Origin of the sequence: Curtobacterium sp. MCJR17_020, from assembly GCF_003234365.2 — a bacterium.
GTDB lineage: Bacteria > Actinomycetota > Actinomycetes > Actinomycetales > Microbacteriaceae > Curtobacterium.
The window spans coordinates 1,030,076-1,046,813 of sequence record NZ_CP126260.1 but is presented as its reverse complement, the minus strand read 5'-3'; the positions used below and the strand labels follow the sequence as shown (position 1 = coordinate 1,046,813).

Here is a 16,738-nt window from a genome sequence, read left to right as displayed (position 1 = left end):
TTCTCCACAGATCCACCACCCGGCCCCACGCGTGCCCCCGACTCGGGCACCGTGGGGTCATGGGCATCCGCATCGATCCGACACTCGAGTTCGTCTGGCGCGACCCGACGACGGTGCAGCTCGGGGTCGATCCGCCTCGTGCCGTCGTCGACGTCCCGACCACGGGCGAGGAACGGTTCCTCAGTGCCCTCCGGCGTGAGACGGGGCGCGAGGCCCTGAGCGGCCTCGCCGTCACCTCGGGCTGCCCACCGGACGTCGCCGCGCGGGTGCTCGGTGCGGCGTCCCCCGCGGTGATCGACGTCCTGCCCGAACCGCTCGAACGGGTCGAGGTGCACGGGGCCGGCGTGCTGGCTGACACGATCGCGGCGCACCTGTCCGGCGAGGGCGTGACCGTCGCCCGGACCTCGTCCCCGCGGGGCGGCCCCGTCGACCTGCCGGAGCACGAACCCCGACTCGCCGTGGTGGTCGCCGACCACGTCGTCGACCCGGCGCTCCGCGCCGCCTGGACCCGCAGGGGCGTGCCGCACCTGGCCGTGGTGGTGGGCGACGGCCGCATCCGCCTCGGGCCGTTCGTGGTCCCGGGGGCCGGCCCGTGCCTCCAGTGCGCGGAGTTCGCACGCGTGGACGACGACCCGGCGTGGCCGGCGATCGCGTCGCAGCTGTGGGGACGACCACCGGCGCCGCTGTCACCGTGGCGGTCCGCCGCGGTGGCCGCGGCCACCACCCGGCTGCTCGTGCAGCGCCTGCCGCTCCGGTCGCAACGTGCCGACCCGGACCAGGTGGTGTTCGACCGCGACGACCTGGCCGTCAGCCGGTGGTCGGTGCCGCTCCATCCGCGGTGCGCGTGCCGAGCGCTGCCAGGAACCGACTCGGAGCGCGGGCTCCCCCACGCGTGGAACCCTGTCTCGACCACGTGATCGTCACGGTCCGCCGGGCACGGGTCAGGCCGACGTAGAACAAGCGCCGTTCCTCGTCGACCTCGGTGTCCGTGGTGGCGTGCGAGATCGGCAGGAGTCCCTCGGCCGCACCGGCGATGACCACGTTCGGCCACTCGAGCCCCTTGGACGAGTGCAGGGTCGCCAGGGTCACGGCGTCGACCTCGGGCTCGTGGTGGGTCGCGGCACGGTCCACCAGGTCCTGGGTGAACTGCTGCATGGTCGTGCCGGCGGGGGCGTCCTCGGCCAGGCCCATGATCGCCTGCAGCGCTTCCCACTGGTCGCGGACGGCGCCGGTGCCCTCGGGGGCGGTCGACGTCCACCCGCTGACCTGCAGCACGAGGCGGACACGGCGGGTCAGTTCGTCGTCGGTCTGCCGGATCGCCTCGCCGCGCATGTGGTGCACCGCGAGCTTCACCTCGGGCCGGTTGAAGAAGCGCGTGCCGCCCTGCACCCGGTAGGGGATGCCGTTGCGGCCGAGTGCGGACTCGAGGGCCGCGGACTGGGCGCCGACGCGGAACAGCACCGCGCAGTCGCCGTACGACGCTCCGCCGGCGACGAGTTCCGCGATCCGTCGAGCGATGGTCTGCGCCTCGTCGCCGTCGTGCACGCACGGCACCACGACGGGGTCGGGGCCGGGCTCTTCCGTCTGGGCGACCAGGTCGAGCGCGCCCGGTTGCCCGCGCATCAGGGCGTTGGCAGCGTGCACGACCTCGCGGGTGGAGCGGTAGTTCCGCTCGAGCCGCACGACCGAGCCGCGGGGGAACTCCGAGCCGAAGCCGAGCAGGTAGTCGCTCGACGCACCGGCGAACGAGTAGATCGTCTGGCTGGCGTCGCCGACGACGCACAGGTCGTCGCGGCCGCCCAACCAGGCGCGCAGCAGGTCGTGCTGCACGGGCGAGACGTCCTGGTACTCGTCGACGACGAAGAACCGGTACTGCTGCCGAACGTAGGACGCCACCCGCGGCTCCGACTCGACCATGCCGAGCGTGGCGAGCAGGACGTCCTCGAAGTCGAGCTGCCGGCGGTCGTCCTTCAGGCGCTCGTAGGCCTTCATCAGGTCGATCACCCGTCGCGGCGAGGTGTCGCGCGGCATCACGCGTTCGGCGGCGGCGGCCTCGTACTCCTCGAGCGAGAGCATCTGCACCTTGCGCCACTCGACCTCGGCGGCCAGGTCGCGCAGCACCGGGGTGTCGACCGACATGCCGACGGTGTCCGCGGCGTGCGCGATCATCCGACCCTTGGACTCGACGATCTTCGGTGCGTGCCCGCCGACGGTGTCCGGCCAGAAGTAGCTGAGCTGCGCCATCGCCGCGGCGTGGAAGGTCCGCGCCTGCACCGTGCCGGCGCCGAGTGAGCGGAGCCGCGACCGCAGCTCCCCGGCGGCGCGGGTGGTGAACGTCAGCGCGAGGACGTGGTTCGGTGCGTAGGTGCCGGTCGCGACGCCGTAGGCGATGCGGTGGGTGATCGCACGGGTCTTGCCGGTGCCGGCGCCCGCCAGGACCGCGACGGGGCCGAGCAGGGTCCGGGCGACGGTGCGTTGCTCGGTGTCGAGAGCGGCGAGGAGTTCATCGGGCGACGGCGGACGGACCTCGGGCACCCCGCTCACGGCAGGTCCAGCGGCCCGCCGTACCACTCCTCGATGATGGCGCGGGCGATCGAGGTCCGACCCGGCAGCAGCAGGGTGTCCCCCGCACGCTCCCGGATGTCCTCGCGCGAGAACCAGCGCACGTCGAGGATCTCGACGCCGTCGGGCCGCGCGGTCGACGGGTCGCCGTCCACCGCACGGGCACGGAAGCCGACCATCAGCGACGCGGGGAACGGCCACGGCTGCGAGCCGAGGTACTCGGGCTCCTCGACGTGCACGCCGGACTCCTCGAAGACCTCGCGGCGGACGGCGTCCTCGAGCGACTCCCCCGGTTCGACGAACCCGGCGAGCAGCGAGTAGCGGTCGGCGTCCCACGCGGCGTTCGAGCCGAGCAGGATGCGGTCGTCGGCGTCGACGACACCGACGATGATCGCGGCGTCGGTGCGCGGGAAGTGCTCGTGTCCTTCGGGGTCGCGGCGGACCCAGCCACCGGTGACGACGTCGGTCGCGGACCCGGTGCGGGGCGAGAAGCCGTGGACGGCGTGCCAGTTCGCCATCGCCACGGCCTCGACCGCCAGGCCCTGGTCGCGCGGGGACAGCTCGGTGCCGAACATGCGCAGGCTCTCCCACGCGTCGTCGGACGGTTCGATGGCCGACGCCGTGGCGTCGTCGACGAGGGCCGCGACGAAGCGGGTGCCGGCGGGGGCGTCGGCAGCGTCGGACACGGCGCGGCCGAGGTACAGCGTCACGGTGCCGTCCGGCACGTCGGCAGCGGTCACGAACCGCAGGGTGCCGTCGGCGTTCCGGAGCATCTCCGAGCCGTGCACCGGCAGGTACCGGGTCGCGGAGTCCTCGCGCAGGACCCGGTCGAGGTCCGGCGTCGTACGGAACTCGGCGTCGCGGTCGAGTTCGTTGCGGGACAGCGGGAGCCGGGAGGCGAACTCGACGGTCACGGCAGAGGGCTCCTCGGTTCAGGTGCAGGCGAGGCCTGCGGGCAAGGCGTGCTGGGAAGGCTTCGGGAACAGCGTGGCGTGCACCGGTGCAGGCGTCACGCACCTACCCTGAGGGGCATGGCGGGATCCCAGTTCACTCTAGCCGCGTTGGCGACGACGGCCGTGCCCGGTCTCGTCGTCACGGGCACGCGCACGCTCGGCTCGGCCGCGGCCGGCGACTACGAGTCGGCTCTCCTCCGCGACGCCGACGGCGCCGAGACGGTCATCCGACGTCCCCGGAACCAGCGGGCGGAAGCCCGGCAGTCGGCCGACCTCGTCGCGATCCGTGCGCTGAGCGCCGGGATCCGCACGCGCCTCCCGTTCGGTGTGGCCGAGTACCGCGGTCAGGCGCCGATCGGATCGACCCGCGCCATCGTCACCACCCGTCTGCCGGGCGCGCACCCGACGCTCGCGTCGTTCGCCGAGCGCCCCGAGCTCGCCACGAGCGTGGGCCGCGCCCTCGCCGCGATCCACCAGCTGCCGACGAGCTTCGTCTCCGACGCCGGCCTGCCGTCGCTCACCCCGTTCGAGGTGCTGCGCTCCGCCGTGTCCGTGATGGACCGCGTCGTCGCCACCAAGCTCGTGCCCGCCGCCCTGGTCGAACGGTGGGAGGGTGCCGCGCGCGACCAGCAGCTGTGGCAGTTCACCCCGACCGTCGTGCACGGATCGATCGGCACCGGCGTGCTGCTCGTCGACGGCGACGCCGTCAGCGGGATCCTCGACTGGGGCGAGCTCCGACTCGGCGACCCGGCGAAGGACCTCGCCTGGGTGCTCGCCGGCCGACGCGACGCCTTCGACACCGTCCTGAGCGCCTACGAGGCGAACGGCGGCGGCCGCGACCGTCAGCTCGCGCAGCGCGCCCGCGTGCACCACGAACTCGAGACGGCGCACTGGCTGCTGCACGGCGTGCAGGCGAAGAGCACCGAGGTCGTCGACGACGCGGTCGCGATGATGCACCGGCTGGTCGACGCGGTGCACGCGCCGAGCGCGGAGCCGCTGCAGTCGGTGTCCCCCGAGACGATGGAGATCGGCGAGGTCGAGCAGTTGCTGTCGTCGACCGAACGCCGACACGGCTGACCCCACGCGTCGGTCGGGCGGCCGACGTCGGTCGCCTGGGACGCGGTGTCCGCGACCGCCTGGAGGCCCGGTGCCGGTCCGGCGGGCCGGCACCGGGCCTCCAGTGCGTCGCCGGACGGGCGCGGGGCGCTCCGCCGAGCGGTCACGTCTGTCGGGCGGTCACGGCCGCGACCCGGCAGCCAGGCGGCTCGGTGGCCCGTCACCCGATCGCGGCCGTCCAGGCGCGCTCGAGTCCGGCACGGTCCAGCAGCTCGGTCGGACGCACCTCGAGGTCGTCCGCGACGAAGTAGAACACGGCATCGACCTGGTCGAGCGGTCGACCGGTGAACTCGGCGTACGCCACCCGGTACAGGGCGAGCTGCAGCGTCCGTCGGGCCAGGTCGTCGGCACCGGTCGGCGCCTTGCCCGTCTTCCAGTCGACGACCTCGGCACGCCCGTCGATCTCGTAGACGGCGTCGAGCTTGCAGACGACGCTGTGCCCGAGGAACGGGATGTGGATCTCCCGCTCGACCTCCACCGGCGTGCGGCCGGCCCACCGTGAGCGGGCGAAGGTGGCCTGGAAGTCCGCCAGCCGTCGGGCGTCGTCGTCCGTGACCACGGCGTCCGTCGAGGCGTCGACCAGGTCGTCGGCGTCGAGGTCGAGCTCGTCGCCCCACACGTCGAGGGTCTCGAGCGACCCGCCCGTGCGGGCACGCTGCTCCACCCACTGGTGGAAGAGCGTGCCGAGCCGGGTCGCTCGGTACGGACGCTCCGGCATCGGCCGACGCAGGCGGTCGGCCACCTTGTCCGGCTCGGTCAGGTAGTCCTTGAAGCCGGACGCCGGCACGCGGTGCGGGACCACGACCGCGTGCTTCGCGTTCCGGGTCGCGCGTCGTTCGGCGAGCAGCAGGTCGATGTCGGCCGCGTACCGGCCCGACGCACCGGGGTTGGCGTTCCGCACCCGCTCGGCCGCCGCCAGCACCCGGGGCGCCCGCTGCCCGAACGGCACGTGCGGCCAGAGCTGCTGGGCGCCGTCCTCGCCGAGGGGGTTCTCCTCGTGCACGGTGGTCTCCGGGATCGCGGTGCCGTCGACGACCCCGGCCTCGACCAGGTCGTGCAGGTACCGGCTCGGCTCGGTGGGGCGCACGCCGCCGGCCCAGAACGAACCGGACACGAGCAGGTCGTGGCGGGCACGGGTCAGCGCGACGTACGTGAGTCGGCGTTCCTCGTCCTCGTTGCGGGCCTTCACCTGCTCCTTGAAGGCATCGATCGCGGTCGTGACGTCCTTCTGGGTCTCCTGCCCACGCCACGCCAGGCCCGGCAGCTCGGCACCGTCCCCGCGGAACTCGTACGGCAGACGGCCGAAGCCGAGCCATCCGGACGAGCCCTCCTGCGGCCGGGCGGGCAGTCCGCCCTCGACCATGCGCGGCACCGCGACGGCGTCCCACTCGAGGCCCTTCGACCCGTGGATCGTCAGGATCTGGACCGTGCCCGCTTCGGGTTCCTCGGAACGCGGGCCCATGTCGTCACGACGGGCGGCGGCGTCGATCCACCCCAGGAAGGAGCCGAGGTCGGCACGGTCGTCGGTGGACACGAACCCGGCGAGCTCGTCGATGAAGGCGTCGAGGTACGCCCCGCTGCCCTGCTCGTGCGCCGCGACCTCGATGTCGAGCCGCATCTCCTGCACCACGAGCGTCACGAAGTCGACCAGGTCACTGCCGGCCCGCGACCGCAGCATCGCGAGCTGCGTGCCGAGCGCCCGCATCCGGCTGCGGCCGGCGGGCGTGATGCCCTCGAGCGCGCCGTGCTCGTCCGGTGCGGTCGCCACGAAGTCCAGGGCGTCGACGATCGAACCGTGCTCCCCCGCAGCCACCGAGGCGCGGAACGCCGCCGTCAGTTCGTCGTCGAGCCGCTGCTGCGTGTGGTCGCGCTGGAACAGCCACCGCGCGAGGTGGTGCAGGGCGACGACGTCCGCGGCGCCCACCCGCCACCGTGCTCCCGCGAGCAACCGGATGAGGTCGTTGCCGGCAGCCGGGTCGTGCAGCACCCGCAGGCAGGCGACCAGGTCCACGATCTCGGGACGCTGGAGCAGGCCCCCGGTGCCGAGCACGTGGAAGGGCACCGCGCGCGCTCCGAGCGCCGCGGTGAACGACGCCAGGTCCTTGCGAGCGCGGAGCAGCAGGGCCATCGACCCGGTCGGGTTCCGCTTCCGGTGGTCCTGGAACCACGCGGCGACCTGGTCGGCCTCTTCCGGCAGGGTCTCCGGGAACACCGCCCGGACCGTCCCGGCGTCCGCACCGGGTCGCGGTGACAGGCGCTCGACGTCGACCTCGGACGCCTCGGACAGCGGCGCCACGATCGCGTTCGCCCCCGCGAGGACGTCGACCGGGTTCCGCCAGCTCGTCGACAGCGCGAACGTCACGGGCCGGACCGCATCCGGCTCGGTGCCCCCGAAGTCGTGGGGGAAGCGTGCGAGGTTCGCGGCGCTCGCACCGCGGAACCCGTAGATCGACTGGTGCGGGTCGCCCACGGCCATCACCGAGTGCCCGCGGAACAGCCGGGCGAGGAACCGGGTCTGCACCACCGAGGTGTCCTGGTACTCGTCGAGCAGCACGACGCCGAACCGCTGCCGCAGGTCCGTGACCACCCGCGGCGCGGACTCGGCCGCGGCGAGCGCCAGGGCGATCTGGTCGGAGAACTCGACGAAGCCGCGGTCGACCTTCTGCCGCCGGAACTCCGCGACCAGGTCGGCCAGGGGCTCCAGCGCACCGATCGCGGCGACGGCGTCGGTGATCGCCTTGTACGGCTTGCCCCGGTTGCCGGGCAGTTCGAGCAGGTCGGAGAACTCGACGGCGAACCGGCGGAGGTCCTCCGGTTCGACGAGGTGCTCGGACGTGGCCCCGGCGAGCGCCACGACGGCCGCGGTGAGGGTGTCGACGTCGCGGTCGAGTCCGGCCAGTCGGTCGTCACGCGCGGCCACCACGACGCGGCGGGCCAGCTGCCAGGCGGACGGTTCGGTCAGGACCTGGGACTCGCCGTCGCGCCCGACGAGCAGGGCGTTCTCGCGGAAGACGGCGTTCGCGAACGCGTTGTAGGTCGAGACCGTGGGCGCTTCGAAGGCGTCGCCCGGGGTGATCAGGCCGACGTCCTCGAGCGCACGGATGCGGTCGTTGATGCGCACCGAGAGCTCGCCGGCGGCCTTGCGGGTGAAGGTCAGACCGAGGACCTCGTCGGGGCGGACCATGCCGTTCGCGAGCAGCCAGACCACCCGCGACGCCATCGTCTCGGTCTTGCCGCTGCCGGCTCCGGCGACGACCAGGGCGGGGGCGAGCGGGGACTCGATGACGGCGCGCTGCTGTGCGGTCGGGCGCGGGCGGCCGAGGGCGTCGGCGATGGCGTCGGCGCCGTGCCGGATCGCGGGCGAGACGACGACGTCGGTCGTGTCGGTCGTGCCCGTCGTGTCGGTCGTGTCGGTCACCAGGTCACCTCCGAGACCACGTGGATGCGGCACTCGACGCCGGTCCGGGCCTTCTCGCAGTGGTCGTCCACGTTCGCCAGGAAGGTCCGTCCGGCCATGCCGCGCGCGACCCCGTGCAGGCGCTCCCGGTAGGCGTCGCGCGCCTCGGCGTCGAACGCGTGCTGGGTGCGCTCCGAGTAGGCGTGCCCGCCACGGGGGTTCTGCACGAACACCAGTCGGGCGTCCGTCATCACCGAGCCGGCGGGCACGCCCTCGACCGCGCCGTCCTCGATCGCCAGCTGGTACGCGCCGAGCTGCGGGTGTTCCGGCATGTCGTTCTTCTCGCTCGGCATCGAGCGTCCGGTCTTTAGGTCCACGACGCTCACACGGCCCTCGGGGTCGACCTCGATGCGGTCGATGCTGCCGCGCATCCGGGCGGGACCCGTGACGAGGGCGAACGAGGTCTCGGCGCCGAGCAGCCGACGGCCCGCCCCTGCGAAGGTCCGCAGGTAGTCGCTGAGCCCCTCGATCATGCGGCGGGTGCGCGCGCGCTCTCGATCGGCCACCCACGGCGACTCGAAGGTCAGTTCGTCCCACCGGGCCTCGACCCGCTCCCACAGCGACTCGACGTCGATCTCGGTCGCGTGCTCCATCGCCTCGTGCACGATCGTGCCGATCCCCATCGCCGGACTCGGTGCGCCGCCGCCGAAGGTCTGCACGAACCAGTGCACGGGGCACTCCTCGAACGTGCCGATGCGCGACGGCGAGACGGACACGGTCGGCGCGACGGGTTCGCCGCCCTCGACCTCGGGGGCCGGGTCGGCGTCGAGGTCGACCAGCGGCTCGTCGGTGGTGGGCTCGGCGAGGCCGTACCAGTCGTCCGGTGCGGCCCCGGGGACCTCGGCTTCGGCCAGGCGGGCCAGCGCCGATGCGGCCTCGTGGTCGCCGGACAGGACGACCCGCCGGCGCAGGGACCCGGCCAGCCCACGCAGGGACAGGGGGTGCACGGTCGGCTGCCGGTCCGGCGGCACCGGCACCAGGCGGACGAACGGCGACGGGGACTCGTCGTCGTTGGCGACGGTGCCGATCACGACCTGCGTGGTCGCGCGGGAGGCGGCGCGGGCGAACAGTCGGAGTTCGTCGGCGACCACCGCGGCGCGGTCGTCGATCGGCGATCGCTCGGCCCCCGACGCCGCACGGACCAGGCCGTCCGGGTCGAGCAGACTTCCGCGCACCCGGGTGTTCGGCCACACGCCGTCCTGCAGTCCGAGCACCACGACGACGTCGCACTCGAGTCCGATGGTCGCCGAGGGGGTGAGCACCCGGACGCGGCCGGCGGTGCGATCGGGGCCGATCGAGTCCTCGGGCAGGTCGGCCCCGAGCAGGTCGTCGACGAACACGCGGGCCGGGGCGTCCGGGGTCCGTTCGACGAACCGCTTGGCGGCGGTGAACAGGCCGACGACCGCGTCGAGGTGCCGGTCCGCCTCGCCCGCTCCGACGCCGCCGGCTGCGGACTGCCCGCCCCACGACTTCGCGAGGCCGCTGCGCTCCCACAGGCCCCAGAGGATCTCCTCGATGCTCGATCCGGCCTCGGCGTCGGCGTGTGCCCGCACCAGGCTGCGTGCGAGTCGGGTCGCCCGTCTGGCGAAGCCGGCGTCGACCGTGGCCAGACGTTCCGGAGCACCGAGCGCGTCGATCAGGAGTTCGTCGGCCGTGCGGGTGCCGTCACCCGCGAGCTCTTCACGCCGCAGGGCGAGCCGCAACCGGCGCATCGCCAGGGTGTCGAGCCCGCCGAGCGGCCCGGTGGCGAACGCCGTGGCCAGGGCGGCGTCGAGGGGCAGGACCCCGAGGGCGACCGCCGCGGCGTCGAGCAGCGCCCGCGCCGCCGAGTCGTCACGGGGGCGGACGGGCGCGGCACCGGCGGTCGCGGGGACCTCGGCCACCGAGAGCGCACGCACGAGCTCGGGGATCGCGGCGCCGCTGCGGGTGACGACGGCCATCCGGTGCCACGGCACACCGTCGAGCAGGCGGTGCTCCCGGAGCCTCCGCGCGACGGCCACGAGCAGCGCCGACCGGCTCGCCGCCTCGAGGTGCACGACGGCGTCGGCTCGGGCGTCCTCGTCACTCGCCGTCGCCGCGCGCTGCCGGCCGGCCGCTGCCGTGCCGATGCGCCCCGTGATCCCGGAGACCAACGACCGGATCGGCGCGGGGTACCGGTGCACGGTGCCGAGGAAGAGTTCGTCGACCCGGTCCACGCCGAGCCGGACGGCCAGGCGCCCGAGCACGTCCGGTTCGGCGCCGCGGAACGCCGAGGCGGCGATGTCCGGGTCGCCGAACGCGACGACCTGCACGCCGGACCGGGCGAGCGCACCGAGCAGCGCCACCTCGCCCTCGACGAGTTCCTGGGTGTCGTCGACCACGATGAGTCCGAGGGCGGCGATGCTCGCAGGCAGTTCACCGCGCAGCACGGCCGCGGTGGCGAACGCGACGAGCTCACCGGAGTCGAGGCTGGTCGCGCGGAACGCGGTGACCGAGGCCCGGTACTCGTCGACGAAGTCACCGACGGCCCGCCACTCGGGTCGACCGCCCTCGTCGCCGAGCTCGCGCATGTCCTCGGGCTCGACGCCCGCCGCGACCGCACGCATCATGACGTCGCGCAGCGCGGTCCGGAACCCGGCGCGCTCGCGCACCACCGCGGTGATGGGTTCGGGCCAGTCCGGACCGGTGCCGTCGAGCTCGTGGCCGGCGAGCAGGTCGGCGATGATGCGGTCCTGCTCGCCACCGGTCAGCAGCGTGGGCGCTTCCTGCCCCTGGACCGCGGCGGCGTGCGCGACGATCTGGAAGGCCAGTGAGTTCACGGTCCGGGCGAGCGCTCCGGGCACCACGCGGTCGACGGCGGCGGCGAGGCGGTCACGCAGGGCGGTGGCAGCGGTCCGCGACGAGGTCAGCGCCAGCACGGTGGCGTGCCCGTCGGGGCTGATCGCGTCCGGTCGGCGCAACCGGTCGGCGACGAGCCGGGCGAGCGTGGTCGTCTTGCCCGTGCCGGGAGCGCCGATGACCGCCGCGTGCCGGCCGTCGGGCAGCGCGAGCACGGCGGTCTGGGACGGGTCGTCGACCAGGGCGCGTGCGACGCCGACGTCTGCGGGGGCTGGCGTCAGCGTGGTCTGCGGCACGCTCGTACGGTACCCACGACCGCCGACACCACCCGGCCCGACGCGGGCGCGGCGCGCACCCGGGCCGCCGAGTGCGCCCGCGGCGAACGTCCGATGTCCTCCGGGACCGCTCGGATACGCTGTGCTCGTGGACATCAAGATCGGCATCATCAACAGCCCGCGCGAGATCGCGTTCGAGACCGCCCAGACCGCCGACGAGATCGAGAAGGCCGTGTCTGAGGCCCTCGCGTCGAAGGCGACGCACCTGTCGCTCCAGGACGAGAAGGGCCGTCGCTTCATCGTTCCGGTCGCCGCCCTGGCGTACGTCGAGGTCGGCGCGGAAGAGGCACGCCGCATCGGCTTCGTCGCCTGACGACGTGGAACTGCTCTTCGCCGTCCTCGGCGGCCTGATCATCGGCGGGATCGCGCACGTGGTCCTGCCGTGGCGCGACAGTCGTGGCGTCCTGATCGGGCCCGCCGTGGGCGGCATCGCCGCTGCCGTGCTGTGGGAGGCACTGACCTGGGCCGGATGGCAGTACGACGCCACCTGGATCTGGGTCGTGGCCCTGGTCGGTGCGGGCGTCGTCGCCCTCGTCGTCGAGTGGCTGCTCGGGACGCGCCGCGACAAGAGCGACGTCGAGTACTACGAACGACTCAAGGCCCGCGGGGCCTAGGCCGTCAGTCCGAGGGCGTCCATCCGTCGGGTGTGCGCCGCGATCAGTTCGGTCCAGACCGGCTCGAGCCGCTCCTGGTCCTCCCGAGCGTGCGACGCCAGCGCCGACCGTGCCACGAGCAGGGTGTCGCCGACCAGACGTCGACCCCACATCGCCAGGCGCGAACCGACCTCGGGGTCGTCCTCGATGCGGGCGGTCAGTTCCTCGACGACCGCGGGTTCCTCACGCGCGTCGAACACGGAGCGCAACCGCTGCCGCACGTCGTTCGGCAGCGACCGCAGCAGGTTGCCGAACAGGTCGTTCAGGATGCCGGCCGTGACGTAGCCGGTCAGCATCGACTCGTACCAGTCGGCGCCGCTCGTGCGCTCGAGGAACCGGTCGATCGCCTCGCGGTGCGGCGCCATCAGTTCCGCCGGGTCCGAACCGTTCCGTTCGATCTCGGCGACGATCGTGCGGTGCCGGTCGAGCGCCGTCGTCGCGAGCACACCGGTCACCAGGCGACCGGACAGCGTCGGCGCCGAGGCACCGGCACGACCCATCGTCTCGTAGACGGAGAGCTGCAGGTACGCGGCCTGGCCCAGGTAGACGTCGAGCTCGGGGGTGACGTCGTCGAGCGCCAGACGCTTGACCTGGCTTGCGTTGCGCGGGTTCCGCGACGCGAGCCACGCTGCTGCGAGCTGCGCCGCGCGCTTCCGGTTCCACCACGACACCACCCGGAGAGCATAGCGGGAACCGCCTCGCGCCCCGCTCCACCCGCCCATCGGTAGACTGGCCCGGACTTCCACCAGAACTAAGGTGATTCTTTGACTTTCGCAGACCTCTCCATCGAGCAGGACATCGTCGACGCGCTCGCGGGCAAGGGCATCCTCGAGCCCTTCCCGATCCAGCAGCAGACGATCCCGCTCGCCCTCACCGGCCAGGACATCATCGGCCAGGCCAAGACCGGTACCGGCAAGACCTTCGGGTTCGGCCTCCCCCTCATCCAGCGACTCGGTGCCGACCCGGCCCCCGGCGTCAAGGCCCTCGTCGTCGTCCCGACCCGCGAACTCGCGGTCCAGGTGACCGAGGACCTCGAGGTCGCCACCTCGAACCGCCCGACCACCGTCGCGGCGATCTACGGCGGCAAGGCGTACGAGGGCCAGATCGAGCAGCTCAAGGCCGGCGCCCAGATCGTCGTCGGCACGCCCGGGCGCCTCATCGACCTGCAGCGCCAGCGACTCCTCGACCTGTCCCACGTGCAGGAGGTCGTCCTCGACGAGGCCGACCGCATGCTCGACCTGGGCTTCCTGTCGGACATCGAGCGCATCTTCCAGGCCATCCCCGAGGTGCGGCACACGATGCTGTTCTCGGCCACGATGCCCGCGCCGATCGTCGCCCTCGCCCGCCGGTTCATGAGCCGTCCCGTGCACATCCGGGCGACCGACCCGGACGAGGGCCTCATGCAGGCCAACATCAAGCACCTCATCTACCGCGCGCACTCCCTGGACAAGGACGAGGTCATCGCCCGCATCCTCCAGGCCGAGGGCCGCGGCAAGACCGTGATCTTCACCCGCACCAAGCGTGCGGCGGCGAAGCTGGTCGAGGAGCTCAAGGACCGCGGGTTCAACGCCGCAGCGGTGCACGGTGACCTCAACCAGGAGCAGCGCGAGCGCGCGATGGCCGCCTTCAAGGCCGGCAAGCGCGACGTGCTCATCGCCACCGACGTCGCCGCCCGCGGCATCGACGTGGACGACGTCACGCACGTCATCAACCACACGATCCCGGACGACCCGGACACCTACCTGCACCGCGCCGGCCGCACCGGCCGTGCCGGCAAGACCGGCATCGCGGTCACGTTCGTCGACTGGGACGACCTGCACAAGTGGACGCTGATCGACAAGGCCCTCGAGTTCGGCATCCCCGAGCCCGTCGAGACCTACTCGTCGTCGCCGCACCTGTTCGAGGAACTCGACATCCCGAAGGGCACCAAGGGCCGTCTGCCCGGTGCCTCGTCGCACGCCGCGTCGGCCGGCGCCCCCGCCGAGAAGCGCAGCAGCGACCGTCCGGCCTCCGGTCCGCGTGACGCGTCGCGTTCGCGGTCGCGCAGCCGCACTCGGCCAGCAGGGTCTGAGCAGCCCGCCTCGCAGGCTCCCGCCACCGAGTCCGCGGCTCCGACCTCCGCGCCCACCGACGACACGTCGGCCACCGAGGGCGGGACCACCGACGGCGCCGCGAAGCGTCGCCGCCGTCGCCGCCGTCGCGGAGCCGGCACCGGCGATGCCTCGGCGACCGCCTCGGCACCGCAGGGTTCGTCGGACGGCGAGTAGCGCCTCCAGACCGAAGGGTCCGTCGCTGACGCGACGGGCCCTTCGTCGTCCCCACCCCCGAGACTCGGGCTGAGCGACATTCCTCGCGCCCGCGGACACGAGAACTGTCGCTGAACGCGAGTCTCGGGCTGGTGGTGACGGCCCTCGGGTCAGGACAGGCGCGAGCCGGGGCCGACCACGGGCGCGCTGCCGGTGGCCTCGGACAGGATGGCGTCGAACGCGACCCGCGCCGTCCGGTGCTCGCCGAGCCGGTTCGGCTTGCCCGTGCCGTGGTAGTCGCTCGAACCGGTGACGAACAGGCCGTAGCGCGACGCCCAGTCGAGCAGGGTGCGCTTGCCGTGCGCGAGGTTCTCGCGGTGGTCGACCTCGAGCCCGCCGAGCCCGGCGTCGACGAGGTCACGGAGCATCGGCTCGTCGATGACGATCCCCCGCGACGAGGCTGCCGGGTGCGCGATGACCGGCACGCCGCCCGCCTGTCGGATGAGTTCGACGCCGCGCAGGGGCGACGGCGCCTCGTGCGGTTCGTAGTAGCCGGACGCCGGGTGCAGGATGCCGCGGAACGCCGCGCTCCGGTCGGACTCGAGGCCCCGCGCGACGAGCGCGTCGGCGATGTGCGGGCGGCCGATGGTGGCCCCGGGGCTCGCCTGCGCCAGGACGTCTGCCCAGGTGATCGGGTGGTCCTCGCCGATGCGGTCGACCATGCGGTGCGCGCGGGAGAGGCGGCCGGAGCGGATGCGGTCGGTCTCATCGACCAGGCCCGGGTCGTGCGGATCGACCAGGTAGCCGAGGACGTGCACGCTGCGGAAGCCGATGCGCGTGCTGAGCTCGAGACCCGGCAAGAGCGTCAGTGGCAGCTCGTGTGCGGACCCGGACGCGTCGGCCCAGCCGGCGGTCGTGTCGTGGTCGGTCAGCGCGACGGCGTCCAGGCCGGCGGCCGCGGCCGCTCGGACGAGCTCCGCGGGTCGCTCGGTGCCGTCGGAGACACTCGAGTGCGCGTGCAGGTCGATGAACGGGTCGGGCACGTCGACAATGCTATCCACAGGTGCGGGGCCGCACAGGACGCCGGTACAGCGCGGTGCGATGATGGGGGCATGGCCGACACGACTCCCCGCGCGACGAGCAACCGTTCCACGACCCCCGGGTCCTCGACCTTCAAGGACTTCATCGGGTCCCAGTGGGCCGACCGCGAGCAGACGGTCCCCGAGCCCCGCGAGCAGGCCGCCTTCGCCGCCGAGCGTCGGGCCCGCATCTCCGAGCTGCACCCGGGCCGCACGATCGTCGTCCCCGCCGGGCAGGCCAAGGTCCGCTCGAACGACTGCGACTACCCGTTCCGCCCGCACTCCACGTTCGCGCACCTGACCGGGTGGGGCACCGACACCGTCGTCGGCTCCGTCCTCGTGATGACGCCGAACGGCTCCGGGCACGACGCCACGCTGTACTTCCGCGCCACGGCCGGTCGTGAGTCGGAAGAGTTCTACGCGAACCCCGAGATCGGCGAGTTCTGGGTCGGCCCACGTCCCTCGCTCGACGCCGTCGCCGCCGACCTCGGGCTGGCCACGGCCGACCTCGGTGCCTTCTCGGACGTCGCCGACGGGCTCGACGCCTCGGCACTGCTCGTGCGCGAGGCCGACGACGACCTGACCCGCACCCTCGACGCACGACTCGGCAGCGCCGTCGGCGGCGCACCGGAGACCGACGACGCACCGGCGACCGACGACGTCCTCGCCCGTGACCTGTCCGAGCAGCGCCTGGTGAAGGACGCGTACGAGGTGGGCGAGCTCCGCAAGGCCGTCGACGCGACGAAGCACGGCTTCGACGACGTGATCGCCGACTTCGACGCCGTCCTGGCACACCAGCGGGGCGAGCGCATCGTCGAGGGCACCTTCAACCGCCGGGCCCGCGCCGACGGCAACACGGTCGGCTACGACACGATCGCCGCCTCGGGCCACCACGCCTGCATCCTGCACTGGACCCGGAACGACGGTGCCGTGCAGCCGGGCGACCTGATCCTCATCGACGCCGGGGTCGAGGTCGACTCGTTCTACACGGCCGACATCACCCGCACGCTGCCGGTCAGCGGCACGTTCTCCCCCGTGCAGCGCATGGTCTACGACGCCGTGCTCGAGGCAGCGGATGCCGCGTTCGCCATCGTCAAGCCGGGCATCACGTTCCGCCAGGTGCACGCCACCGCGATGGAGGTCATCGCCCGCAAGACCGCCGAGTGGGGCTTCCTGCCCGTCTCGGCAGAAGAGTCGCTCGAGCCGGACAACCAGTTCCACCGCCGCTACATGGTGCACGGCACGAGCCACCACCTCGGCCTCGACGTGCACGACTGCGCGAAGGCCCGTCGCGAGATGTACATCGACGGCGTCGTGCAGCCCGGCATGGTGTTCACGATCGAGCCCGGTCTGTACTTCCAGCAGGACGACCTGACCGTGCCCGAGGAGTTCCGCGGCATCGGCGTCCGGATCGAGGACGACATCCTGGTCACCGAGGACGGGGCCGAGAACCTGTCGATCGGCATCCCCCGGACCCCCTCGGAAGTGGAGGGGTGGATCGCCCGCTCCGGCCGCTAGCC

The 16,738-nt window shown here is 73.1% G+C and carries 12 protein-coding genes; 6 read left to right on the top strand and 6 right to left on the bottom strand.

Annotated elements, in window-relative coordinates:
- Positions 1 to 59: 59 nt before the first annotated feature.
- On the top strand, positions 60 to 917 hold the full coding sequence (locus tag DEJ14_RS05035) for a hypothetical protein (protein ID WP_146249719.1): 858 nt from the start codon (positions 60 to 62) through the stop codon (positions 915 to 917).
- Here the strand turns inward: DEJ14_RS05035 and DEJ14_RS05030 are convergent.
- Both DEJ14_RS05030 and nudC read right to left on the bottom strand, forming a co-directional pair.
- Positions 808 to 2,544: an ATP-dependent helicase gene (locus tag DEJ14_RS05030; RefSeq protein ID WP_258373234.1), complete on the bottom strand. Its 1,737-nt coding sequence runs from the start codon at positions 2,542 to 2,544 to the stop codon at positions 808 to 810. The genes DEJ14_RS05035 and DEJ14_RS05030 overlap by 110 nt on opposite strands.
- Positions 2,541 to 3,476, bottom strand: a complete 936-nt coding sequence (gene nudC / locus DEJ14_RS05025; RefSeq protein ID WP_111085001.1) for an NAD(+) diphosphatase — start codon at positions 3,474 to 3,476, stop codon at positions 2,541 to 2,543. The genes DEJ14_RS05030 and nudC overlap by 4 nt, the downstream gene beginning before the upstream one ends.
- Positions 3,477 to 3,593: 117 nt before the next feature.
- Here nudC and DEJ14_RS05020 point away from each other — a divergent pair, with 117 nt between their 5' ends.
- Positions 3,594 to 4,592, top strand: coding sequence for a phosphotransferase (locus DEJ14_RS05020; protein WP_111085000.1), 999 nt, complete (start codon positions 3,594 to 3,596; stop codon positions 4,590 to 4,592).
- Between the two features lie 199 nt (positions 4,593 to 4,791).
- Here DEJ14_RS05020 and DEJ14_RS05015 read toward each other — a convergent pair whose 3' ends face one another.
- Together DEJ14_RS05015 and DEJ14_RS05010 are read right to left on the bottom strand one after the other, a co-directional pair.
- On the bottom strand, positions 4,792 to 8,049 hold the full coding sequence (locus tag DEJ14_RS05015) for an ATP-dependent helicase (protein ID WP_258373233.1): 3,258 nt from the start codon (positions 8,047 to 8,049) through the stop codon (positions 4,792 to 4,794).
- Entirely contained in the window at positions 8,046 to 11,201 is a 3,156-nt protein-coding gene (locus tag DEJ14_RS05010) for a UrvD/REP family ATP-dependent DNA helicase (protein WP_181437482.1), read from the bottom strand. The genes DEJ14_RS05015 and DEJ14_RS05010 overlap by 4 nt, the downstream gene beginning before the upstream one ends.
- A gap of 127 nt (positions 11,202 to 11,328) precedes the next feature.
- On the opposite strand from DEJ14_RS05010, the gene DEJ14_RS05005 reads away from it, so the two are divergent.
- Complete coding sequence (locus DEJ14_RS05005; RefSeq protein WP_111084998.1) at positions 11,329 to 11,553, top strand: DUF3107 domain-containing protein; 225 nt, start codon at positions 11,329 to 11,331, stop codon at positions 11,551 to 11,553.
- A 4-nt stretch (positions 11,554 to 11,557) separates the two neighbouring features.
- Positions 11,558 to 11,854 (top strand): hypothetical protein, encoded by a 297-nt coding sequence (locus DEJ14_RS05000; protein ID WP_111084997.1) that lies wholly within the window; start codon positions 11,558 to 11,560, stop codon positions 11,852 to 11,854.
- Here DEJ14_RS05000 and DEJ14_RS04995 read toward each other — a convergent pair.
- The gene (locus DEJ14_RS04995; RefSeq protein ID WP_235035842.1) at positions 11,851 to 12,567 is read right to left on the bottom strand and encodes a ferritin-like fold-containing protein; all 717 of its coding nucleotides are present in this window, start codon (positions 12,565 to 12,567) and stop codon (positions 11,851 to 11,853) included. The two genes, DEJ14_RS05000 and DEJ14_RS04995, sit on opposite strands and share 4 nt — an antisense overlap.
- 90 nt (positions 12,568 to 12,657) lie before the next feature.
- On the opposite strand from DEJ14_RS04995, the gene DEJ14_RS04990 reads away from it, so the two are divergent.
- A complete protein-coding gene (locus DEJ14_RS04990) occupies positions 12,658 to 14,160 on the top strand; it encodes a DEAD/DEAH box helicase (RefSeq protein WP_111084996.1) in 1,503 nt (500 codons plus the stop codon).
- Between the two features lie 149 nt (positions 14,161 to 14,309).
- Here the strand turns inward: DEJ14_RS04990 and DEJ14_RS04985 are convergent, their stop codons facing one another.
- A complete protein-coding gene (locus DEJ14_RS04985; protein WP_111084995.1) occupies positions 14,310 to 15,182 on the bottom strand; it encodes a PHP domain-containing protein in 873 nt (290 codons plus the stop codon).
- 69 nt (positions 15,183 to 15,251) lie between these two features.
- Between DEJ14_RS04985 and DEJ14_RS04980 the strand changes: the two genes are divergently transcribed.
- Entirely contained in the window at positions 15,252 to 16,736 is a 1,485-nt protein-coding gene (locus tag DEJ14_RS04980) for an aminopeptidase P family protein (RefSeq protein WP_111084994.1), read from the top strand.
- Positions 16,737 to 16,738: the final 2 nt, after the last annotated feature.